The sequence below is a fragment of the Nocardia lasii genome, from assembly GCF_042658545.1.
Classification (GTDB): Bacteria; Actinomycetota; Actinomycetes; order Mycobacteriales; family Mycobacteriaceae; genus Nocardia; species Nocardia lasii.
Genome location: NZ_JBHSQN010000001.1, coordinates 796054 through 817912 on the forward strand (window position 1 = coordinate 796054; position 21859 = coordinate 817912).

Genomic DNA, 21859 nt, shown 5'->3' on the forward strand with positions numbered 1-21859 from the left:
GAAACGGGCACCGCTTCACCATACGGAACCACTACGACAACATTGCCCGGCCAGTTTGCCCGCTGTGTTCCATCTGAGACCTGGAGCGTGTTTACTGCCTGTCATGCAAGGACTCGCTGTGGTGCTCTTCCCAGTGCTGTTGATGCTGTTCGCGCTGGGGATGGAGCGGGTCGAGAATCGGCTCCGAAAGCTTCTCGAACCCGACGAAGAGGTTCAGCAGTACCTGGACAACGCCAGCAACGCCGAAGTGAAAGAGCTGACGAAGCTCGGCCTGCCCGCCGCCGTCGCGCGCGTGCGCAAGCGCCGTTCCCGTACCTCCGACCTGGACGTCGCCAAGGCAAGCTGATCACCCCATTCACAGTGTGCGCACATCGCGCAATCCACTCTTTACGTGGTGTCTGTCACTAAGGTGCCGGAATGCCGCGTAGACTGCGCGGTTGGTCGATTCGCTCGACCAGGTTCGCAAGCCATATCCCATAAGGAGCACATTCGTGGACGAGGCCCTCGCCAGAGCAGGCATCTTCCAAGGCGTCGAGCCCACCGCGGTGGCCGCGCTCGCCAAGCAGCTGCAGCCCGTAGATTTTCCGCGGGGCCACGTCATCTTCAACGAGGGCGAACCCGGCGATCGGCTGTACATCATCACGACGGGCAAGGTGAAGATCGGCCGACGGTCCCCGGACGGCAGGGAGAACCTGCTGACCATCATGGGTCCCTCCGACATGTTCGGTGAGCTGTCGATCTTCGACCCGGGCCCGCGTACCTCGACCGCCACCACGGTCACCGAGGTCCGCGCCGTGACGATGGACCGCGACGCACTCAAGTCGTGGATCGATCAGCGCCCCGAGATCGCTGAGCAGCTGCTGCGCGTGCTGGCACGACGCCTTCGCCGCACCAACAACAACCTCGCCGACCTGATCTTCACCGACGTGCCCGGTCGCGTCGCGAAGGCGCTGCTGCAGCTCGCACAGCGGTTCGGCACCCAGGAAGCGGGCGCGCTGCGCGTGACCCACGACCTGACCCAGGAAGAGATCGCCCAGCTCGTCGGTGCTTCCCGGGAAACCGTCAACAAGGCGCTCGCCGACTTCGCCCATCGCGGGTGGTTGCGCCTAGAGGGCAAGAGCGTGTTGATCTCGGATTCGGAGCGCCTGGCGCGCCGCGCGCGCTAGAAGCCGAGAACACCTGGTCGTCCCGGTGACGACGGGACCGCCGATGTGGGTGGACGCACGAGGAGAGGGCCTCGTCCACCCCATCGCGGTTGCGTCGCGCCGGGACTTCCGCGTTCGTGGACAGCTCGATCGCCGACCTCCCGGGTCGGCGATCGAGTCAGTTCTGCGTCGAATCCCGTTCGGCCCGTAGGTATTCCAGCTGCGCCCGCACCGAACTGCGTGCGGCGGGCCACAATCGCTTGTCCACGTCGGCGTACACCTTGCGCACGACCGCGAAAGCGCCCGCGTCGGAACCCAATTCGACCAGCGCGGCGCGCACCTGATCGAGTCGTTCGCGACGGTGGTCCAGGTAGTACTGGGCGACCGGCGCGGCATCGGGATGATCGGGCCCGTGTGCGGGCAGCAGAGCCTTGCCCGCACCCAGCTCACGCAGCCGCTCGAGCGAGGCGAGGAACCCGGCCAGCGCGCCCGGCGCGGATTCGAGCACCGTGGTGCCACGGCCGAGGACCGTGTCGCCGGTGAGCACCGCGTCGTCGAGCAGCAGGCTCACCGAATCGGTGGTGTGGCCCGGGGTGGCGAGCACGGTGATCGCCAGCCCCGCCGCCTCGATGACCTCACCGTCGACCAGCACCTCGACGTCGCCGCGCAGGTACGCGGGATCCATCGAACGCACCGGCGTCCCGGTGGCTTTCACCAGGTGGTCGATCCCGCCGGTGTGATCGTGATGGTGGTGCGTGATCAGGGTCAGCGCGATCCGACCGCCGGTCGCCTCGACGATGTCGGCGGTGTGTTTGCGGTCCTTCGGTCCCGGATCGACGACCACGTAGGAGTCGCTGTCCGGGCCGCGCAGCAGCCAGGTGTTGGTGCCGTCGAGCGTCATCTGACCGGGGTTGTCGGCCAGCAGGACCGACGCCGTCGGGGTGACCTGTCGAACCAGGCCGTACGCGGGGTGTTCTGGTGCCATGACGGCCTGTCTATCCGACCTCGACGATCAGTTCCACCTCGACCGGCGTGTTCTTCGGCAGTTCGGACACCCCGACCGCCGAGCGCGCGTGCACGCCCGCCTCGCCGAACACCTCGCCGAGGAACTCCGAGGCGCCGTTGATCACGATCGGCTGATCGGTGAAACCCGGCGCCGAGGCGACGAATCCGACCACCTTCACGATCCGCACCACCTGGTCGAGCCCGACCAGATCGTGCACGGCCGCGAGCGCGTTGAGCGCGCACAGCCGCGCGGCGTCCTTGGCCTGCGCCAGATCCACCTCGGCGCCGACCTTGCCGACCGCCGACAGTTCACCGTCGACGAAGGGCAGCTGACCCGAGGTGTAGACCAGCGAACCGGTGCGCACCGCCGGGATGTAGGCCGCGACGGGCGCGGCGACCGGCGGCAGGCTGACGCCGAGCCGGTCGAGCGCGTCCTTCCACGCGGTGGCCACGGCTACTTCCGCCGCTTCAGGTAGGCCACGTGCTGCTCACCGGTCGGGCCGGGCAGCACCGAGACCAGCTCCCAGCCGTCGGACCCCCACTGGTCGAGGATCTGCTTGGTCGCGTGCGTCAACAGCGGCACGGTCGCGTACTCCCACAGGGTGACTTCACTCATGGGGAGAGTTTAGGGCGCACCCCGTCCCCCGCGACGAAACGGGTTATAGGCTCGGCGGCGTGGGAGCACCAACAGCAGAGCCGGTTTCGTCGGTTCCCGAACCGTCGACCGGATGGCCACAGCGCGCGGCCAACGCCCGCTTGCACTACGTGACCGGCAAGGGAGGCACCGGCAAGTCGACCGTTTCGGCCGCACTCGCACTCGCGCTCGCCGCGGGGGGACGCAAAGTGCTGCTGGTCGAGGTCGAGAGCCGCCAGTCCATCGCGCAATTGTTCGACCGGCCACCGTTGCCGCCCACCGAGACCCATATCGCCAGCGCCGACGGCGGCGGCGAGGTCACGGCGTTGGCGCTGGACATCGAGTACGCGTTCCTCGAGTACCTCGACATGTTCTACAACCTCGGCTTCGCGGGTCGGGCCATGCGCCGGATGGGGGCGATCGAGTTCGTCACCACCATCGCGCCCGGTCTGCGTGATGTGATCCTGACCGGCAAGATCAAGGAGTGCGCGGTGCGCACCGGCAAGGACGGCAGGCCCGCCTACGACGACATCGTCGTCGACGCGCCGCCGACCGGCCGGATCGCCGGCTTCCTCGACGTCACCACGGCCATGGCCGAGATCGCCAAGGGCGGTCCGATCGCCTCGCAGGCCGAGGGCGTGTCCAAGCTGCTGCACTCGGATCAGACGATGATCCACCTGGTGACGCTGCTCGAGGCGCTGCCGGTGCAGGAGACCGCCGACGCGATCGCCGAGCTCACCGCCGACGATCTGCGGGTCGGCACGGTGATCGTCAACCGGGCGGCCACCGCCGAACTCACCCCCGCCCAGCGCGACGCGGCCGTGGCGGGCGAGCTCGACACCGCCGCCGTGGCCGCCGGTCTGGCGAAGGCGGGCATCACCCTGTCCGAATCCGACTTCGACGGCCTGATCGCCGAAACGGTCGACCACGCGACGGTCCTCACCGCGCAGAACGCCAGCGCCGCCGAACTGGCCGGCATCGATGTCCCCCAGCTGTCGCTGCCCGCGCTCGGCGAGGGCATGGATCTGGGTGGCATCTACGAACTGGCCGAACAGCTATCCGCGCAGGGAGTCCGATGAGCGAGCACGAGACCACCCCGCCCCCGCTCGACGTGTCGCGGATCATCGCCGATCCGAGCGCCCGCGTGATCGTGTGCTGCGGGTCCGGCGGCGTCGGCAAGACCACCACGGCGGCCTCGATCGCGCTGCGGGCGGCGGAGTCGGGTCGCAAGGTGGTGGTGTTGACCATCGATCCGGCGCGCAGGCTGGCCCAGTCGCTCGGCGTGGCCGAGCTCGACAACAGCCCCCAGCGCGTGGACCTCGGACCCGAGGTGCCCGGTGAGCTGCACGCGATGATGCTGAACATGCGCCGCACCTTCGACGACATGGTGCTCGAGCACACCAGCGCCGACAAGGCCGAGCAGATCTTCGCCAATCCGATCTACCAGACGGTGGCCTCGTCGTTCGGTGGCACGCAGGAGTACATGGCGATGGAGAAGCTGGGCCAGCTCGCCGCGCGCAAGGAGTGGGACCTGATCGTGGTCGACACGCCGCCCTCGCGCAACGCGCTGGACTTCCTCGACGCGCCCAAGCGGCTCGGCACGTTCCTCAACGGCAAGATGATCCGGTTGATCATGGCGCCGGGTCGGGGTGTCGGCCGGATCGTCACCGGGGCGATGAGCCTGGCGATGCGCGGGGTGTCGACCGTCGTCGGTGGGCAGATGCTCAAGGACGCCTCGACGTTCCTGCAGTCGCTGGAATCGCTGTTCGGCGGGTTCCAGGACCGCGCCGAGCGCACGTTCGCGATGCTGTCCAAGCCCGGCACCCATTTCCTCGTGGTCGCCGCGCCCGAGCCCGACGCGCTGCGTGAGGCGTCGTTCTTCGTGGATCGGCTGTCCACCGAGCAGATGCCGCTGGCCGGGCTGGTGCTCAACCGCACGCATCCGACGCTGTCGGAGCTGTCCGGTGATCACGCGCTGACCGCCGCGGACCAGCTGCGCGATTCCGACCCGCTGACGGCCTCGGTGCTGCGCATCCACGCCGACCGGGTGGCCACCGCGGCCAGGGAGCGGCGGCTGCTGCACCGCTTCACCGGCGCGCATCCGCGGGTGCCGATCGTCGCGGTGACCGCGCTGCCGTTCGAGGTCTCGGACCTGGAAGCGTTGCGCGTGGTCGGCGATCAACTGACAGGTACTCCGACTTCGGCCTGAGAGACTCAGACAATTCGGCTATAGCTCACGATTCGGTAACACCGCGCAACGGCGCCGATTCCGCAAACCAAGCGGTCTCGGCGCCGTTGTGATATCGGTCCGGTCTCGCCGGCTAGATGGCTACCTGGTGCTGCCGCTGGGCGTTGAAGAATTCCGCCCACGACGTCACGTCGGGATGCTGTTTGAGCAGCGCACGCCGCTGTCGCTCGGTCATCCCGCCCCACACGCCGAACTCGACGCGATTGTCGAGCGCGTCGGCGCCACACTGCATCAACACCGGGCAGTGACGGCAGATCGTTGCCGCCTTGCGCTGCGCCGCACCGCGAACGAACAGCTGATCGGGGTCCACTTCCTTGCATCGCGCCTGGGCAACCCAAGCGATCCTTGCCTCGGCCTGCTCTACATCCAGTCGAGCGATGGGGGTTGTGATGTGCATTTGATGTGCCCCTTTGCAGTCCGAACACCGTTGTGCGGCGCTCCAGAATCGCGAGCGCGGATCACAGCAACCCAACTACCGCTGCGGTCCGCACCACATTCCACTTTGAGTGTTAGCTCTATCACACTGGGTTCTCAATCTAGGTAAAGGTATGGCGGTTACGCAAGACCGCCCCCCGATTTTTTGGTACGACCGTCCCTTCAAATCGGCCCAGAACGCCGCAGTACTGCTGTTCACCGGCGTGGCCGGTCGCGACACGCCGATGTGATCATTTTGTTGACACGCCCGAGCAACCCCCCTGGCATCGCCCGGACATCCCCCGTGGAGCAGCGCACCGTGAACCTCGCCACGCAACCCTTTAGGCTGAGCTCGTGCCGATCACTCAAACGCTCGCGAGGCTGGCCGGGAGCTGCGCGCTGGCCGCCGTGCTCGTCGCCGGGCTGTTGTTCCCCTTGGCCGGTGGGTTCGGGTTCATCTCCAACCGAGCCGCCGATGCCGTGGACAACGTCTCCGCCGAACTCGTCGAGGGCACGGTCCCCGCGGTGTCGACCATGGTCGACGTGAACGGGGCGCCGATCGCCTGGCTCTACGAACAACGCCGCTTCGAGGTGACCAGCGATCGCATCTCCAACAACATGAAGTTGGCGATCGTGTCCATCGAGGACAAGCGCTTCGCCGACCACAAGGGCGTGGACTGGCAGGGCACCCTGCGCGCGTTCCTCACCAACACCTCCTCCGGCGCGGTGCAGCAGGGCGCCTCGACGCTGGACCAGCAGTACGTGAAGAACTTCAACCTGCTCGTGGTCGCCAAGACCGACGCCGAACGCCGCGCCGCGATCGAGACCACCCCGGCGCGCAAGCTGCGCGAGATCAGGATGGCGCTCACGCTCGACCGCGAGCTGTCCAAGGACGAGATCCTCACCCGGTATCTGAACCTGGTGCCCTTCGGCAACGGCTCCTACGGCATCCAGGACGCCGCGCAGACCTACTTCGGCGTCGACGCCGCCGAGCTGAACATCACCCAGTCGGCGATGCTGGCCGGCATGGTGCAGTCCAGCTCCAAGCTCAACCCCTACACCAACGAGAAGGGCGTGACCGAACGCCGCAACACGGTGCTCGACACGCTCATCCAGAACATCCCGCACCGCGCCCAGGAGTTCCTGGCCGCCAAGGACGCGCCGCTGGGCGTGCTGCCCCAGCCCAAGGGCCTGCCGCGCGGCTGTATCGCCGCCGAGGACAAGGGCTTCTACTGCGATTACGCGCTGCGCTACCTGGCCGAGGCCGGGATCAGCAACGAGCAGATCGACAAGGGCGGCTACCTGATCAAGACCTCCCTCGACCCCGCGCTGCAGGATTCGGTCAAGCGCGCGGTGATCGAGGCCGCCGACCCGAACCTGCCCAATGTCGCCGAGGTCATGTCGGTGATCGCGCCCGGTCAGGACTCCCATCAGGTGATGGCGATGGCCTCGAGCCGCACCTACGGCCTCAACCGCGACGCCAACGAGACGCTGCTCGGCCAGCCGTACTCGATGGCCGGGCACGGCGCGGGCTCGATCTTCAAGCTGTTCACCACCGCCGCGGCGATGGAGAAGGGCCTCGGTATCGCGGCCACCCTCGATGTCCCCGGCACCTACGCGGCCAAGGGCCTCGGCTACTCCAACACGCCCGGCTGTCCCGCCGATTCCTGGTGTGTCGCCAACGCGGGCGCCTACCCGGGTTCGATGTCGGTGACCGACGCGCTGGCCACCTCGCCCAACACCACCTTCGTCAAGATGATCCAGGACGTCGGCGTCTCGGCGGCGGTCGACATGGCCGTGCGCCTCGGTATGCGGTCCTACACGAAGCCGGGCACCTCCGGCTACGGCAACTCGAGCCTGGCCGACCACATCAAGAACAACAACATGGGTTCGTTCACCCTCGGCCCGTTCGCGATCAACCCGCTCGAGCTGTCCAACGTGGCCGCCACGCTGGCCTCCGGCGGCAAGTGGTGCCCGCCCTCGCCCATCCGCGAGGTCGTCGACCGGCACGGCAAGACCGTCCCGCTCACCCAGCAGGCGTGCGAACAGGTGGTCGACCCCGGTCTGGCCAACACCCTCGCCAACGCGATGAGCAAGGACGACATCAGCGGCACCGCGGCCGCCGCGGCCCGCTCGGCCGGCTGGTCCGCGCCGATGGCGGGCAAGACCGGTACCACCGAGGCGCACTACTCCTCGGCGTTCCTCGGCTTCACCAACAGCCTGGCCTCGGCCGTGTACGTCTACGGCGACAGCCCCACTCCCGGCGAGATCTGCTCGTTCCCGCTGCGCAGCTGTGGCAGCGGTAGCCTCTTCGGCGGTAACGAGCCCGCCCGCACCTGGTTCAACGCGATCATGCCCGTCCTCGGCACCTATCCGCCGCCCGCGCTGCCGCCGGTGGACGACAAGTACGTGCGCGGCGCGAACAACTCGCAGGTGCCCGACGTGGCGGGCAAGTCGCAGGGCGAGGCGACCTCGATGCTGTCCGGCGCCGGTTTCCAGGTCTCCGCGGTGACCAGTCCCGGATCCCAGCCCAAGGGCACCGTCATGGGCAGCTCGCCCAACGGCGCGGCGGTGCCGGGTTCGGTGGTCACGATCTACATCAGTGACGGCACCGTGCGCGTCCCGACGCCCACCACCCCGCCGCCCGCCGCCCCCGCGCCGCCGGCGATCCCGGGCCTACCGCAGATCCCGCGCCTGCCACCGATCCCCATCCCGGTGCCGCGCTAGCCGCACAAAAAAGGCCGCCATCCAACCCGGATGGCGGCCTTTTTCGTAGCTGCTTACAGCCGGGCCTTGACCGCCGCGGAGATCCGCGACCCGTCGGCCTTGCCCTGCGCCAGCGCGGTGGCGGCCTTCATGACCTGACCCATCTGCTTCATCCCCGGCCGCTCGCCGTTCTCCTCGGCGACCTGGGCGATCGCGGTGTCGGCCACCTGCGCCACCTCGGCGTCGTTGAGCTGGGTGGGCAGGTACTCCTCGATGATCTCTTCCTCGGCGCGCTCGTTCGCGGCCAGTTCCCCGCGCCCGTTCTGCTCGTAGATCACCGCCGCCTCGTTGCGCTTCTTGGCTTCCTTCTGCAGCAGCGACACCACGTCGGTATCGGACAGTTCGCGCGCCTCGGTTCCCGACACCTCGGCATTGCCGATCGCGGCGAGCAGCATCCGCAGGGTCGACAGACGCAGTTTGTCCTTGGCTTTCATCGCCGCGGTCATATCCGCACGCAGCTTCGCTTTCAGTTCCGACATGCGGTTCACCGTAGTCGTTCGGCTCGCGCGGGCCCATCACATTTCCGTCCCGGCCGAAATCGCGGACCATTTGTGCGGAAACACACGCGACGATCCGGGATGAGGTCGCCTATGCTGGGCAAATGCCCGTTATCTCGACGTCCGCTGTCCGCCGAACCGCGTTGGGAGCCGCCGGGGCCGCCGTCGCGGGTATCGGCTACGCCACGCTGATCGAACGGAACGCGTTCGTCCTGCGCGAAGCCACGATGCCGGTGCTGGCGCCCGGTTCGCCGACGCTGCGGATTCTGCACGTCAGCGACCTGCACATGATGCCGGGCCAGCAACTCAAACAGCAGTGGATCCGCGAACTCGACCGGCTCGAACCCGACCTGGTCGTCAATACCGGCGACAATCTGTCCCACCCCAAAGCCGTGCCCGCCGTCGTGCAATCCCTCGGCGCGCTGCTGGCCCGTCCCGGTTTGTTCGTGTTCGGTTCCAACGACTATTTCGCGCCGGTGCCGAAGAATCCGCTGAAGTATTTCAAGAAGGATCACCGCCGCGTCTACGGCGACCCGCTGCCGTGGCAGGACCTGCGCGCGGCCTTCACCGAGCGCGGCTGGCTGGACCTGACCCACACCCGGCGTGACCTCGAGGTGGCGGGCATCCGCATCGCCAGCGCGGGCGTGGACGATCCGCACCTGCAGCGCGACCGCTACGAGACCGTCGCCGGGGCGCCCAACCAGCTGGCCCAGCTCAGCATCGGCGTCACCCACTCGCCCGAACCGCGCGTGCTCGACCGCTTCGCCGAGGACGGCTACGACCTCGTGCTGGCAGGCCACACGCACGGCGGACAGCTCGTCGTGCCCGGTTTCGGCGCGCTGGTCACCAACTGCGGCATCGACCGCTCCCGCGTGAAGGGCGCCTCCCAGTGGGGCTCGCACACCCAGCTGCACGTCTCGGCCGGCCTTGGCACCTCCCCCTGGGCCCCCTACCGCTTCTGCTGCCGCCCCGAAGCCACCCTGCTGACCCTGGTCGGCGCCCAGCCCAAGCGGCCCGCCGCCGACACCGGCTACGGCATCTCCACCTCGGAGGCCGTCGCCCGCTGAGTTCTCACCCCGCATTGCCCTCGAGGTTTCGTCAGGAGACCGATCGTGAGTAGTGGATCCGAGGACTTCATCACCGGAACGGGTTCGGCCTATCCCCCTGCGGGACAACCGGATTCCGATCCGACCGCCTGGACACCCGGCGGCACCGGCCTTCCCCCCACCCTGCGCTGGAACGGCCCCGGACCTCTGCCCGGCCTGCCCGACCCGACCGAGTGGACGCCCGCCGGTCCCGCGCTGTGGCAGGACACCGTCGATTCGCCTGTGAGTCAGCCGGTTTCGGGTCCCACCTGGATCCCTCCGGCGGAACAGTTCACTTCAGAACCGCCGTGGGCAGGCACCGACTCCCCACCCCCTCACGACCGGACTCCCCCGCAGTACGGCGAAATCCCCCCGCTCGCCCACCGCGGCATCCAGTCCTACGGCGACACCCCACCCACCCACAGAACCGCCCGCCGAATCACCGCGGCCATCGCCACCCTCCTCCTCATCGCCGCCACCCTCACCGCCATCGCCCTCTCCCAAGCCGACGACACCCCCACCAGCACCCCCACAATCACCCCCTCTGACCAGCCAATTTAACGTTTCCGCACCCCACGTTGTAAGCTACTCCAGGTTCGCCTCACGGGGTGTGGCGCAGCTTGGTAGCGCGCTTCGTTCGGGACGAAGAGGTCGCAGGTTCAAATCCTGTCACCCCGACGTGTTGGTTGAGACACAGAAGAGCCCCTGATCAGTTCACTGGTCAGGGGCTCTTCGCTTGTCCAGAAAACCCACCCCCGCTACCTCGGCACTGTATTCACGGGCAAACCTTCGAGCTACGACGTCGAGCAAGGCCCCAGGCTGCCCGGAGGAGCCTGAGGCCTTTGTACTCGGCGGGCCCGCTGGAACAGGCTGATCGCCGTACCCGGTGTGCTCGGCTGTCCGTATCGACCATCCGGGGGTAACCGGCACCCTATCGCGATAGTTACTCACTGGTAGCTTTGGGGCCGTAGGTACACCATACGACAGAACGACTGTCCAATGTTGCTTTGCCTGGCACTTTTGGGCAGTCAACAGCACAAACAGGCCCAGACCAGGGGTTCGACCTATCATTTCGTTACAGGTAGCGTCCAACGTCCCACGGCGGCGACGTGCAGGCGAAGCATGTCTGCGGCCCGGCTGGACACCTCCCGGCACAGCGACGAACATGCGTTCGATAACTGGACCACAGACCAGTTGGACGCCAGTTTGGGCCCTCTCGAGAAATCGCGCATTTGATGCTTCGTGATCTCCCTGTGATGGTGGCAGAATAGCCAACCGCTGGCCTGAAAATACCCGGGCCAGGCCCCGAATCCGGGCTGGAACCCGGAGCCGGGGTGTCGCCAGCTTCACCCGAAGCCTCGGCTGTCCAACCAGTTGGTAGCCGGGTGCGGATCAAGAGTGTGCGTCGTAATGATGAAGGTTCCGCGTGCGTTTGGGCGGACAGCGATCTTGTCTGCCCCCGGCTACCCGCGTCATGAGAAAGCGCGCACAGTGACCATCCGTCGGCGGCAACGCCTCGCTCGACCCCAGGCTGTACCTCCTCCCCCTCCGATAGCCCCGCCCCCGCTGCCGACCAAACTGGCGTGGCCGCAAGCCTTCCTCGCGTCGACGATCGTGGTGGCGGGATTCGTCTACCACTACCTGTTGGTCGTGGCGGGTACCGAGCCGTTCCTGGCCGTGCATTACTTGTTGGCCATCGCGGTCCCCCTGGTCGGGCTGGTCCTGCCGAGCAGCGTGCTCGGCGGCGCCGCCCGTAGTGCCTGCCGATTCCTCGGCGCCGTGTTCAACAGCCTCGGCGGGGGTACCCGATGAACGCGCCGACCAGGCCTCCACAGCACGACCCCGTGGACCAGGACCAGGCCGCGGCATCGGCCTACATGGCGATGCTGCGACGAATCCACGAGGTCTCGGGCTTGACGGCGGGCCAGATCGCCGCATTCTCGGGGTTGCCGCGTTCGACCGCCTACCGGTTCATCGACCGCAAGAACAACACCTTGCCCAAGAACCGCACCCAGGTCGAAGCGTTCCTCAAAGCATGCCGGGTCTCGCGGGGCAACATCACCCGCATGCTGGTGCTGTGGGACGAGGTCAGCGGCAACGCCGAGCCTGATGCCGCCACCGATGGACGGATCCTGCTGGACCTGCCGGTCGACGACGACGATGTCCCGGCGCCGAAGGCCGAGGACGACGCCGAGGACGACAGCTGGGAATGGGAGCAGGACCTGACGCCGCCGCACGAGACCTCCGCGACGGAAATGCTGCGCCCGGCGGCCACGCAGCCCGCGGCCCACGAGAACCACCTCACCGTCGGCGCACCTTGGATCTCGGAGTATCGAGATTTCGCCGTGTCCACGGATGCCGAAGTGTGTCTGCGCTGCCTGGAATTCGCACAGCAGCGGAAACCACTTCCACGTCCGGTCCTGGTACCGACAGTCCACACCGGTGTGACCGCTCGGTTGCTTCCGCTGGCGATGCTCGCGCTCACTCTCTATCCGCTCGCGGCGACCTTCTGGTTCAGCGACAAGCTGCCAGGAAGCGGGTTCACCGGTGGTGGCTCGGCGATCATCGCTGTGGCATTGCTGGTAATAGCGGCACGGTCGACTCATCCTGGTCAGCACTGCGTGAAGCTGACCCCAACTCGGTTGGCGGCGGCGCTCTTCGGCGGGAGCTGTGCGAGCCTGCTCGCATGGGCCGCGATGCCGGTCCCGCCGATCGCGGTGCTCACCGGATTCGCCGTCTTCATCATGGCCCCGTCCTGGTTCGACCTCACCAAGTTGACCAGCATCGCCACCACTCCCCACGGCATGTTCGCGCTGATCGCCGCGCTCTGGTGTGGCGGCACGCTCGCCGCGGCCGCGGCCTACAGCGGGTTCCCGATCTTCGGGTCGGTGCTGGTCGCCGGGCTGGCGACGGCCACTGCGGTCACGGTGCTGTCCGGCAACGCGGTCGAGACATTGCGGTCGGGTCAGTCCCGACAGGCGGACGTCAAGGCGCACCTGCACACCCAGCCCATCTGGCATGGGCCGGTCAGGCCGGTGATCTGACTCCGATGAGTCAGTCGTGATACCCGAGAGCCCCTGATCAGTCGCTGGTCGGGGGCTCTCGAGTGGTGCGTTGGGTCTGTGGTCGACGGGCTGGTTCGAAGGTGTGAGCAAGGGATAACCTGGAGCTTACTTTCTGTCACTTGATAGAAATTAGCGGTGGATAGCGTATACACCCATGTCGACAAGGGTGGATGCAGTGGGGGACGGGGCGGGGAGGCCGTTGCGGGATGTCGTGTATTCGACCTTGCGGGGGGAGTTGATGAACGGCGGGATTCGGTTCGGGGAGCGGTTGACCGAGCCGAAATTGTCGGCGCGGTTCGGGATTTCGCGGACGCCGGTGCGCGAGGCGCTGACGATGCTGTGTTCGGACGGGCTGTTGCAGCGCGAGGAGTTCGGGTTCAGTCCGGTGCGGCCGAGTGTGCCGCGGATTCGCGATCTCTACGAGTTGCGGCTCACCCTGGAACTGGGCGGGATGACGCGGGTGCGGGTGGATCCGCGGATCACGCACGACGAGGCGCTGTTGCGGGCCGAGCAGCGTAAGTGGCTGGCACTGCAGGCCGATCCGCCCGCCCAGGAGCCCGGTTTCGTCGTCGTCGACGAGGAATTCCACGTCACTTTGCTGACCGCCGCCGGCAATACCGAGATGGTGCGCGCGCTGGTGGCCGTGAACTCCCGGATCCGGCACGTGCGCATGTACGACTTCATGATCAACAACCGCATCGAGACCACCATCAGCGAGCACCTCGGCATCCTCGACGCCGTCCTCGCCGGTGACCTCACGCTGGCCCAACAGCTCCTGCACACCCACATCGGCGATTCGCTCGATGTCGTGCTCGAGCGCATCTCGCGCGCCGTCGCCGCCATGTCCGTCAACGACTAGAGGAGTTCCATGTCCGTCACCACCCCGTCCGCGCGGGTCGCCGCCGCCTACGCACGGATCGCCGAGGTGGATCGGCCCGAGGTCTGGATCACGCTGCGTCCGCAGGACGACCTCGCCGCCGAAGCCGCCGAGCTGGAACGCCGTCTCGCGTCGGGCGCGCGACTTCCGCTGGCAGGTCTGCTCCTCGCGGTGAAGGACAACGTCGACGTGGCCGGGTTGCCCACCACCGCGGCCTGTCCCGAATTCGCCTATGCGGCAACCGAAACCGCCTCAGCGGTAGAACGTCTGATCCAGGCCGGCGCGCTGGTGCTCGGCAAGACCAACCTGGACCAGTTCGCCACCGGCCTGGTCGGCACACGCAGCCCCTACGGTGCCGTGCGCAATGCCCACTTCCCCGAATTGATCTCCGGCGGTTCGAGTTCCGGTTCGGCGGTCGCGGTCGCGCTCGGCATCGCCGACCTCGCCATCGGCACCGACACGGCGGGTTCGGGCCGGGTGCCCGCCGCGCTGAACGGCATCGTCGGCATCAAGACCACCCTCGGCGTGATCCCCACCCACGGCGTGATCCCCGCCTGCGCCGACTACGACGCGGTCACCATTTTCGCCGCGAACCTCGAACTGGCGACCATCGCCTCGAAAATCATGGTGGGCAAGGATTCTCGCGATCCGCGCAGTCGCGAATGGCCCAGCGATGTTCGCCTGGCCACCACCGCAGCCCCGAAGATCGCCATCCCCCGCGCCGAAGACCTCGCACCACTGAGCGAGCCCTATCGCGCGGCCTTCACGAAAATAGTTGCCGCACTGCGCGATCAGGGCCTATCACTGACCGAGATCGACATCTCCCCCCTGCTCGATGCCGCCCGCCTGCTCTACGACGGCGCGATAGTCGCCGAACGCTACACGGCCGTAGGCGAATTCATCGACAAGGGCGCCGCCGGACTCGACCCCACCGTCGCCGGAATCATCACCCCGGCGAAGCGACTCGAAGCCCACGCCTTCGCCCGCGACCTGGACACCCTGGCCGAAACCCGCACCCTCGCAACACAACTCCTCGCCGCCTACGACGGCCTCCTACTCCCCACCACCACCGAGCACCCCACCCTCGCCGAAGTCGACGCCGACCCGCTCACCATCAACCGCCGCCTCGGCACCTACACGAACTTCTGCAATCTCCTCGACCTGGCCGCCGTGGCCGTGCCCGGCACCCCCACCGCCGACGGCCACCCCTTCGGCGTCACGATCATCACCCCCGCCTTCGCCGACCAACTCGCGATCGACCTCGCCGCCCACATCACCGGAACCACTGCCCCCCTGCTCGTGGAAACCGGTGTCTCCCTTGCGGTTTTCGGCGCCCACCTGCGCGGCCAACCCCTGCACTGGCAGCTCGAACAGCTCGGCGCCCGCTTCGCCGGCGAGATCACCACCACCGACGCCTACCGCCTCACCGCCCTCGACACCACCCCGCCCAAACCCGGCCTGGTCCGCCACGGCGAGGGCAAGGGCGCCCCGATCCTCGGTGAGGAATTCCTGATCTCCCCCGCGGGCCTCGGCCGATTCCTGGCCGAACTGCCGCCCCCGATGGCCCTGACCAGCATCGAACTGTCCGACGGACGCTCGATCGTCGGCTTCGCCTGCACCTACGACGCCGCCGTCGCCGCCACCGACATCACCGACTTCGGCGGCTGGGTGGCCTACCTGCGCGGCTGATAACACAAGCAAATGGCCGGACCGATCACCCCTCGATCGGATCGGTCCGGCCCTTGCACTCCGCGACACGTCATGGAACTTCCTCGGCGCAGCTCCTCGATGTGGTTACCGTCGGCAGTGCGACTTCAGCATCTGGAAGAGCCACCTTCGGCCTGCACCGCCGGGTCCGACCGATCACCCCTCGAGACCGATCGGACCCGGTTGCTCCGGTGTCTGAAACAACAATGCGGTGTCGGTCTCTAGAGCTTCTTAAGAACAACTTGTCGGCACCGGCCCGTTTTCGGCGATGATGGATGTACCGACAAAGGAGAGCGACGATGGAAACCGCGATCGTCTGGTTGCTGGCCAGCATTTTGTACTGGTTCAGCAACTTCTGAGGACCGAAGTCACCGAGGCAGCTGCGTCGTTCGGCGTGGCTGCCTCCCGCATTTCCACGTCCGACAGCCCCACGCGCGAGCGGCTCCGTCCGGCAGTAGTGTTGGCCAATCTGTGCACTGCGTTCCATGCGGAAGGAGTTCACCATTCTCGGCCATGACAGCACCCTGACCAGCGCGGATCTTCAGGAAAACCTGCGTGATCACGCGTTCGCGATCATGAATCGGGGCGATTTCGACCTCACCGAGGCCGACATCGATGTGCTATCGACCCTGTACGACCGAGATCTGGAACCCGACCGATGGCTACCCGCCGGTGCCCACTATCGGCAGCGCGCCTACCAGTGCTTCAACCTCGCGGTGGCCGAGCTGCGGTGGACCGCGATCGCCGATCCGGCGCCGTATCGGCAGCCGATGACGGTCAATCGTCTCGCGGGCGGCATCGACCGCCGATTCGCGCTGGTCCCCGTCGACCATCCGGCGACGGCGATCGCGGCGCGAGTGGCCGTGTCGGTAGCTCGGCTGCTGCTCGACGCGGGTGTGCTCGACGCCGAACGGCATCCCCGGTGCTCGGTGGACGCGCACTACATCAGGATCACCGCGCCGGGAAAGCCGTGCCCCGAGGGCAAGCATCACGACGGACTTCTGGCGGGATCGGCGCATCTGCTGCGCCGCGAGAACATCACGGGCGACGAGTCCACCCTCTACAACACTCTCGGTGTGCCACTGCGCACCTGTCAGCTGCGCGAACCGATGGACTCGTTTGTCTTCCACGACAGCCGGGTGCAGCATTTCACCGGCGATATCGAGCGCGCGAACCCGGCCGCACCCGGCTTTCGGGACGCCCTGTTGATCGGTTTCCGTACGGAGTGACCACGATGGACCGGTTCGTCGCCAGGCTCGACGAGTTGCTGCCCGACGACGAGCTGATCCGTATCGCGGCCGAGCTCACCGCCGTACCGTCGTTCACCGGGGAAGAATCCGAGCTGGCTGATGCCGTTCGGTTGTTGTTGGTGAGCAACGGTTTCCACGCCTACGGCCAGGAGGTTCAGCCCGGGCGGCGGCAGACGATCGGGTTGCTCGGCCCACCGGGGCGACCCGCGCTGCTGCTCAACGGCCACCTCGACATGGACCCGCTCGGCCGCGATCACCCCGCGGACCCGTTCGTCGCGCGCCGCCACGGCGACAAGCTCTACGGCGCCGGACTCCACAACATGAAGAGCGGTGTGGCCGCCATCCTCGCCGCCGCGCTCGCCGTGGCGCGCAGTGGCATCGTCCTGCGCAGATCGCTGCTGCTCGAGTTCGTGGTCGGGGAACTGCAGGGCGGGGTGGGGACGCGTTTCGCGCTCGCGTCCGGGCTCACCGCCGATGCCGCGGTCGTGCCGGAACCGTATTCGGTCCGCCGGGTCATCACCAGGACGGCGGGCGTGCACAAGTTCGGGCTGGTCGTGCGTGGCCGCACCGCCCACACCAGCCGCCATGCCGAAGGCGTCGACGCGGTGGCGGTCTTGCGGCAGGTCCTCGACCACCTCGACCGCAGCGACTTGGGGCTGCACAATCCCGACTTCCCACCGCTGCCTCGACTGCAGATCGGCGGTATCGTCGCCGGTCGCGGTGAGACGCACGAGCTGTCCGGAATCAGCTATCTGGCGGACAAGGCAACCGCGCTGATCGATATCCGCTACCCACCGCCGTTCGAGCCCGATGACGTCGCGGTGGCCGTGGAAGCGGCGATATCGGCTGTGCGGCACAACTTCCCGGACGCGAAGATCACGATCGACAATCCGCCCGAGCCCGGCTTCCGGATCGGGGGCAGCGCCATGCCGCCGATGGACGTGTCACCGAACTCGCCCATCGTCACCGATATCGCGGCGCTGCTACCCGAGGTCAGCGACTTCTCGGTGACCGAAACCGGTCTGGCGCTGCCTTTTTCGTACTGCGGCAACGACACGACCCACCTGAGCAGAGCGGGGATCGACTGCTGCCTGTTCGGCCCTCGGGGAGCGGGCCCCGACACCGAGCACCACGTGCTGATCAGTGAGATGCGGGCGTGCGCGCGAACGCTGGCCGCGTTGATAGTCCACCGCTGCGCCTAGTCGAAACCGTACTCACGCAACAACTCCCGCGTCCGCTGCGCCGCGGGTACCCCGATCGGTTCGTAGCAGCGCAGTGCCGCGCGCAACAGGTCCGCCGCTTCGTCGGTGTGCCCTTGCAGAAACCGCACACTGCCGAGCGCTCGGAGTGCGTCGCCCTGGCCGTTGGGGTCGTTGACCTGCTCGGCGATGTGCAGCGAGGCGCGGTAGTGGACGAGCGCAGCGTCGTGGTTGCCCTGCTCACGTTCGACATGGCCGAGCCCGCGAAGGTGGTCGACTCGGGCCAGCGACAGGTTGATCGCCACGGCGATCCGCAGGCCCTCGGTGTAGCACCAGCGCGCGGACTCCCACTTTCCGGCGTCCCGGTCGAGGTTGCCCTGTCCCCACAGCGACCACGCCTGCCCGTACCGGTCATTGAGACGGTTGGAGATAGCGAGCGACTCGGGGAAGTACGTGGCCGCCATCGGATCGCGGGCCAGGCGCGCGAGATGGCCGAGGCCGCGCAGCGCGTCGCTCTCGGTGATCTCGCTGCCGCATTGGCGCGCCAGGCGGAGGGCGGCCGTGTAGTCGTTCATCGCGATGGCGTTGTCACCGAGCCTGCGTGCGACTTCGCCGTGCCCCCAGTGCACCTGAGCCAACCGCACCGGGTCGTCGAGCGATTCCGCGATCTCACGGGCGGTCACGAAGTGCGCTGCCGCTTCCGGGTACCGGCATTCCAACCGACGGACATGGCCGATGCCCTGGTGCGCATCACATTGCGCGGCCGGATAATCGATCTCCAGGGCCAGTGCCAGCGCTTCGGTGTAGTACTCCTCGGACTCGGAGTGGGCGGCGACGAGCCAGGCAGTCTGGCCGAGTTCGCACACGATATCGGCGCGCAGGTACTGGTCGTCGATCTCTCTGGCGATGGCCAGGGCGCGCAGCAGGCTCGTTTCCGCGAGGTCGTACAGGCTGCCGATCTGGTCGATCCGCCCCAGTTGCAGCAGGGCTTTGGCCTCGGCCGGTCGATCGCTCATCGTCACGGCGATCTCGCGCAAGGTCTCGTAGAGCCCGTGTGCGTCGCTCCACCACCCCATGTTCCGCAATGGCTGGGCCAGCAATTTGACCAGTTCTGCGGTCTGGGTGGTGTGGCGCGCGGCCGCGATGCACGCGAGCACATTCGCGCGCTCCACGGTCAACCACTGGTGGGCGACCTCGGGATCGAGTTCGGCCGCTTCGAAGACTTCCGGAAGCTGGCTGTAGCGTCGGCCCTGGTCGGGGTGGCGCTCGTGGAGAACCACCTGCTTGCGGGCACTGTCGAGGTATCCGGCGATCAGCCTGTCGAGCGCGGCGACGTGCTCTCCCGGCGCCTCCTCCTGCTCCGCGCGTCTGCGCGCGCACAGTCGAACCGCGTCGTGCGCCCGATAGCGGTGCCCGGCGCCGCCCGAGTTCTCGATGAATCCCGCGTCGAAAAGACCGCGCAGCAGCGACGTCGCCGTCGCCAGACCGACCTGCGTCATCAGCGCGATCACTTCGGCGGTGATCTCGGGTCCGGGGAAACATCCGATCGCACGCACGACCCGACGCTGCACGGGATCCGCGAGCCCGGCGTAGGAGATCTCGAAGGCCGCCAACAACGACTGGTCCCCTGCCGTGAACCACCCCAGTAGATGCTCGGCGGCGGAGTCGCCACCGGGCCCTTCCGGGGGTGCCCCTTTCAAAACCGTTGTCAGCTCGTCGAATTCCCGCGCGATATCGGCGAGTCGATCCTGCCCGTACTGCGCGATCTGACCGGCGATGAGCTTGATGGCAAGCGGAAGATTGCCTGCGGTCCGCAGAATCCGGGTGACCGCCTCCGTGTCGTGGTCGGAATCGAGATGGGCGAGCTCGACCAGCAGTTGCCTGGCTTCGTCGTCGGTGAGCACGTCGAGGGGAAAGGGCACGGCACCCGCGAGGCCGGTCAACCGGCAGCGGCTGGTGATCACTACGAAGCATCCGCGCGTTTGGGGTAGCAGATAGCGAACCTGGCCGCTGTCGAGCGCGTTGTCGAACACCAGGAGCACTCGTTTCTCGTGCATCGCGTCGCGCCACTGGTGCGCACGGCCCGCGAGGTCACCGGCGACAGCTTCGGGCGCGATGCCCACCTGGACGAGCAGTTGCTCGAGCACATCGAAAGCCTCGCGAGGCTCTGTGCCTGGGGTGTGACCTCGCAGGTCGAGCCACAGATTGCCGTCCGGGTAGCGGCGAGCGAAGGCCATGCGGCAGTGCCGAGCGAAGGCGGTCTTGCCGATACCCATCGACCCCGTGATCACGTGGACCGCCGGACCGCGGCGTTGCAGATGTTCGATGACTCGGCGGTCCATCCTGTCCAGCTGTCCCGAACGGCCGACGAAATTGACCAGGTCGCTGGGCATTTCCCGATTCGACACCCGCGCGGTCAGCAACGCGGAGGCTGTTCGCGCGGCGATGGCTTCGGCGAGTTGATCGGTGTCCGCCAGCGGCAGGTGCGCGATGTCCTTGGCATCGACGAGCTGATCCCAGGTCGTCCCGTAGATCTCGGCGAGAATCTTCAATATTCGGACCGAGGGCCGCGCCGGGCGGCTCCCTTTCGGCCACGCCTCGATGGCCGCGATGCGCTTGTCGAGGATCGGGTGGTCGAGTTCGGGCAGCAGGCGCTGTGTGCACAGCGCGGCCACCGCGTCCTGCGTCAGGAAGTTCGCCAACCGCCACGCCTGCCGAGGCCGGTAGTGGCGGAGCAGCTCGGCCGCCATCGGCGCGACGAGGTCGCGGTCCGCCAGACCTATGCCGCTGAAGAGTTGGCGCAACCGACGCCGCCCTTCGAGATCCGTGGTGAATCCGCCGATGTCGTCGTGTGTCATCCCCGCCCCTCCGGCGCCCGCGTGGACCGTGTGCCGGAGAAAGCCGGGCCGTCATCGCGATATTTCCTGGGTACCAGCCACATTCGCGCAGGTCAAGGCAGTGCCAGTATCGGAATATTTGCCGGCTCCGCGCATCTGCCGCCACGCCGAGCGCAGGGAAGACCATGAATACATCACACCGAGCGACTCGCTCGACGAACCGAAAGGGGACACGACATGACAATCGTCTACAAGGCCCCGTGGCAGGTAACCAGCGATGTGGCGCACGAAGCCGCGTTCCGGATCGACCTTCCCGGCCCGTCCCGGGGCAGCTGGACGCTGTCCTACCTGCCATCTTACTGGCTGCTGACCGAGGAGCAGGCCGTCTCCGGGTTGGTCCTGGCGGAGATGATCGTGCTCGATACGGACTTCCGGACCGCCGGTCTGGACCTCGAGCTCGCCGAGATCCGGGCCGGCGAGCTGGGGCTGACCGTATCGACGGTGATGATGTTGCTGGCCGCGCGCGCGAGCGAGTATTCCGGCCCGACGATGGCACGCACTGTCAGTGAGCGGGACGGAGCGCGGTGATGATCGTCCTGGTCCTGATCCTGGTTGTGCTGGCGCTCGGTCGCGGGCGATGCCGCCTCACCCATGCCGTGTACGGCTTGGGGGTGATGGTCGCCTTCGCGCTCGCGGTGATGATCGGCGTCAGCCTCGCCGACCTGGGCGACCACAGGTACGGCCCCACGTCGTTCGTGTTGGCTCCCGGTCCGTCGCAGGCGATGGCGCTCCCCGACCAGAAGCCTTGCGCCATGTTCTGCGATGGCTGACGGGCCTGTCACGACGGTCACACCCCGGTTCGGAATGGAGCTGGGGATGTGGCTGTTGGAACTATTCGTCGACGTCCGAACAGCCCCGGGCCTCACCCCTTTGTCGCTACGAGCGACCACCCGCCGAGAGGCGCTTGTGGGGCGTCGGCCCCAATGAACGCCGCCAGGTGACCCTCATCGACCTGGCGGCGTTCGTCGTATCCGGCACCCGAAGTTCACCCCCATGCTCGAGGATGAGCGGATGACTTCGGATGGGCAGTTGCGGCGGGGGTTGGGGTTGGGGGATTCGGTGGGGGTGGG

At 67.3% G+C, this 21859-nt stretch carries 21 protein-coding genes and 1 tRNA gene; 16 read left to right on the plus strand and 6 right to left on the minus strand.

What is annotated here, in order from left to right; translation table 11 throughout:
- Positions 1–118: 118 nt before the first annotated feature.
- Both ACFP3H_RS03710 and ACFP3H_RS03715 read left to right on the plus strand, forming a co-directional pair.
- Complete coding sequence (locus tag ACFP3H_RS03710) at positions 119–346, plus strand: hypothetical protein (protein ID WP_378599489.1); 228 nt, start codon at positions 119–121, stop codon at positions 344–346.
- A 145-nt stretch (positions 347–491) separates the two neighbouring features.
- Entirely contained in the window at positions 492–1166 is a 675-nt protein-coding gene (locus ACFP3H_RS03715) for a Crp/Fnr family transcriptional regulator (protein ID WP_040703546.1), read from the plus strand.
- Between the two features lie 157 nt (positions 1167–1323).
- Here the strand turns inward: ACFP3H_RS03715 and ACFP3H_RS03720 are convergent, their stop codons facing one another.
- Genes ACFP3H_RS03720 through ACFP3H_RS03730 form a run of 3 tightly spaced genes read right to left on the minus strand, consistent with a single transcriptional unit; the run spans position 1324 to position 2766 of the window.
- Entirely contained in the window at positions 1324–2130 is an 807-nt protein-coding gene (locus ACFP3H_RS03720) for an MBL fold metallo-hydrolase (protein WP_378599493.1), read from the minus strand.
- Positions 2131–2140: 10 nt separating this feature from the next.
- Complete coding sequence (locus ACFP3H_RS03725; RefSeq protein ID WP_378599496.1) at positions 2141–2602, minus strand: RidA family protein; 462 nt, start codon at positions 2600–2602, stop codon at positions 2141–2143.
- A 2-nt stretch (positions 2603–2604) separates the two neighbouring features.
- The gene (locus ACFP3H_RS03730; RefSeq protein WP_378599499.1) at positions 2605–2766 is read right to left on the minus strand and encodes a DUF4177 domain-containing protein; all 162 of its coding nucleotides are present in this window, start codon (positions 2764–2766) and stop codon (positions 2605–2607) included.
- A gap of 59 nt (positions 2767–2825) precedes the next feature.
- Here ACFP3H_RS03730 and bagA point away from each other — a divergent pair, with 59 nt between their 5' ends.
- Positions 2826–3863 carry an ATPase BagA gene (gene bagA / locus ACFP3H_RS03735; RefSeq protein ID WP_378599502.1) on the plus strand — a complete coding sequence of 346 codons (1038 nt, stop codon included), beginning with the start codon at positions 2826–2828 and terminating at the stop codon, positions 3861–3863.
- Positions 3860–4993 carry an ATPase BagB gene (bagB, locus tag ACFP3H_RS03740; RefSeq protein ID WP_378599505.1) on the plus strand — a complete coding sequence of 378 codons (1134 nt, stop codon included), beginning with the start codon at positions 3860–3862 and terminating at the stop codon, positions 4991–4993. The genes bagA and bagB overlap by 4 nt, the downstream gene beginning before the upstream one ends.
- 112 nt (positions 4994–5105) lie before the next feature.
- Here the strand turns inward: bagB and ACFP3H_RS03745 are convergent, their stop codons facing one another.
- Positions 5106–5429: a WhiB family transcriptional regulator gene (locus ACFP3H_RS03745; RefSeq protein WP_056821932.1), complete on the minus strand. Its 324-nt coding sequence runs from the start codon at positions 5427–5429 to the stop codon at positions 5106–5108.
- Positions 5430–5800: 371 nt separating this feature from the next.
- Here ACFP3H_RS03745 and ACFP3H_RS03750 point away from each other — a divergent pair, with 371 nt between their 5' ends.
- Positions 5801–8173 carry a penicillin-binding protein gene (locus tag ACFP3H_RS03750; protein ID WP_378599508.1) on the plus strand — a complete coding sequence of 791 codons (2373 nt, stop codon included), beginning with the start codon at positions 5801–5803 and terminating at the stop codon, positions 8171–8173.
- A gap of 53 nt (positions 8174–8226) precedes the next feature.
- Here ACFP3H_RS03750 and ACFP3H_RS03755 read toward each other — a convergent pair whose 3' ends face one another.
- Positions 8227–8691 carry a GatB/YqeY domain-containing protein gene (locus ACFP3H_RS03755; RefSeq protein ID WP_378599511.1) on the minus strand — a complete coding sequence of 155 codons (465 nt, stop codon included), beginning with the start codon at positions 8689–8691 and terminating at the stop codon, positions 8227–8229.
- 122 nt (positions 8692–8813) lie between these two features.
- On the opposite strand from ACFP3H_RS03755, the gene ACFP3H_RS03760 reads away from it, so the two are divergent.
- The 9 genes from ACFP3H_RS03760 to ACFP3H_RS03800 all read left to right on the plus strand — a co-directional run bounded on the left by ACFP3H_RS03760 (position 8814) and on the right by ACFP3H_RS03800 (position 17895).
- Entirely contained in the window at positions 8814–9776 is a 963-nt protein-coding gene (locus tag ACFP3H_RS03760) for a metallophosphoesterase (RefSeq protein WP_378599514.1), read from the plus strand.
- 45 nt (positions 9777–9821) lie between these two features.
- Positions 9822–10355, plus strand: coding sequence for a hypothetical protein (locus ACFP3H_RS03765; RefSeq protein WP_378599517.1), 534 nt, complete (start codon positions 9822–9824; stop codon positions 10353–10355).
- 43 nt (positions 10356–10398) lie between these two features.
- Positions 10399–10472: transfer RNA gene (locus tag ACFP3H_RS03770), tRNA-Pro, on the plus strand.
- 936 nt (positions 10473–11408) lie between these two features.
- Positions 11409–11606 carry a hypothetical protein gene (locus ACFP3H_RS03775; protein ID WP_378599519.1) on the plus strand — a complete coding sequence of 66 codons (198 nt, stop codon included), beginning with the start codon at positions 11409–11411 and terminating at the stop codon, positions 11604–11606.
- Between the two features lie 32 nt (positions 11607–11638).
- A complete protein-coding gene (locus ACFP3H_RS03780) occupies positions 11639–12838 on the plus strand; it encodes a hypothetical protein (RefSeq protein ID WP_378599522.1) in 1200 nt (399 codons plus the stop codon).
- 175 nt (positions 12839–13013) lie between these two features.
- Complete coding sequence (locus ACFP3H_RS03785) at positions 13014–13718, plus strand: GntR family transcriptional regulator (RefSeq protein ID WP_378599525.1); 705 nt, start codon at positions 13014–13016, stop codon at positions 13716–13718.
- 9 nt (positions 13719–13727) lie between these two features.
- A complete protein-coding gene (gene atzF / locus ACFP3H_RS03790) occupies positions 13728–15425 on the plus strand; it encodes an allophanate hydrolase (RefSeq protein WP_378599528.1) in 1698 nt (565 codons plus the stop codon).
- 503 nt (positions 15426–15928) lie between these two features.
- Positions 15929–16672: a 2OG-Fe dioxygenase family protein gene (locus ACFP3H_RS03795; RefSeq protein WP_378599531.1), complete on the plus strand. Its 744-nt coding sequence runs from the start codon at positions 15929–15931 to the stop codon at positions 16670–16672.
- A 5-nt stretch (positions 16673–16677) separates the two neighbouring features.
- Positions 16678–17895, plus strand: a complete 1218-nt coding sequence (locus ACFP3H_RS03800) for a M20 family metallopeptidase (RefSeq protein WP_378599534.1) — start codon at positions 16678–16680, stop codon at positions 17893–17895.
- Here the strand turns inward: ACFP3H_RS03800 and ACFP3H_RS03805 are convergent.
- Positions 17892–20750, minus strand: a complete 2859-nt coding sequence (locus tag ACFP3H_RS03805; protein ID WP_378599537.1) for a tetratricopeptide repeat protein — start codon at positions 20748–20750, stop codon at positions 17892–17894. The two genes, ACFP3H_RS03800 and ACFP3H_RS03805, sit on opposite strands and share 4 nt — an antisense overlap.
- A 216-nt stretch (positions 20751–20966) precedes the next feature.
- Here ACFP3H_RS03805 and ACFP3H_RS03810 point away from each other — a divergent pair, with 216 nt between their 5' ends.
- Positions 20967–21317 (plus strand): hypothetical protein, encoded by a 351-nt coding sequence (locus ACFP3H_RS03810; RefSeq protein WP_378599540.1) that lies wholly within the window; start codon positions 20967–20969, stop codon positions 21315–21317.
- Entirely contained in the window at positions 21317–21559 is a 243-nt protein-coding gene (locus tag ACFP3H_RS03815) for a hypothetical protein (protein ID WP_378599543.1), read from the plus strand. Before ACFP3H_RS03810 ends, ACFP3H_RS03815 begins: the two co-directional genes overlap by 1 nt.
- Positions 21560–21859: the final 300 nt, after the last annotated feature.

What these genes read in the sequence shown, in the direction of transcription:
- ACFP3H_RS03810 (WP_378599540.1), top strand. Translation starts at nt 20,967, where the DNA reads ATGACAATCGTCTACAAGGCCCCGTGGCAGGTAACCAGCGATGTGGCG.
- ACFP3H_RS03805 (WP_378599537.1), bottom strand. Translation starts at nt 20,750, where the DNA reads ATGACACACGACGACATCGGCGGATTCACCACGGATCTCGAAGGGCGG.
- ACFP3H_RS03760 (WP_378599514.1), top strand. Translation starts at nt 8,814, where the DNA reads ATGCCCGTTATCTCGACGTCCGCTGTCCGCCGAACCGCGTTGGGAGCC.
- ACFP3H_RS03730 (WP_378599499.1), bottom strand. Translation starts at nt 2,766, where the DNA reads ATGAGTGAAGTCACCCTGTGGGAGTACGCGACCGTGCCGCTGTTGACG.
- ACFP3H_RS03795 (WP_378599531.1), top strand. Translation starts at nt 15,929, where the DNA reads ATGCGGAAGGAGTTCACCATTCTCGGCCATGACAGCACCCTGACCAGC.
- ACFP3H_RS03755 (WP_378599511.1), bottom strand. Translation starts at nt 8,691, where the DNA reads ATGTCGGAACTGAAAGCGAAGCTGCGTGCGGATATGACCGCGGCGATG.
- ACFP3H_RS03800 (WP_378599534.1), top strand. Translation starts at nt 16,678, where the DNA reads ATGGACCGGTTCGTCGCCAGGCTCGACGAGTTGCTGCCCGACGACGAG.
- bagB (WP_378599505.1), top strand. Translation starts at nt 3,860, where the DNA reads ATGAGCGAGCACGAGACCACCCCGCCCCCGCTCGACGTGTCGCGGATC.
- ACFP3H_RS03785 (WP_378599525.1), top strand. Translation starts at nt 13,014, where the DNA reads ATGTCGACAAGGGTGGATGCAGTGGGGGACGGGGCGGGGAGGCCGTTG.
- ACFP3H_RS03720 (WP_378599493.1), bottom strand. Translation starts at nt 2,130, where the DNA reads ATGGCACCAGAACACCCCGCGTACGGCCTGGTTCGACAGGTCACCCCG.
- ACFP3H_RS03815 (WP_378599543.1), top strand. Translation starts at nt 21,317, where the DNA reads ATGATCGTCCTGGTCCTGATCCTGGTTGTGCTGGCGCTCGGTCGCGGG.
- ACFP3H_RS03745 (WP_056821932.1), bottom strand. Translation starts at nt 5,429, where the DNA reads ATGCACATCACAACCCCCATCGCTCGACTGGATGTAGAGCAGGCCGAG.
- atzF (WP_378599528.1), top strand. Translation starts at nt 13,728, where the DNA reads ATGTCCGTCACCACCCCGTCCGCGCGGGTCGCCGCCGCCTACGCACGG.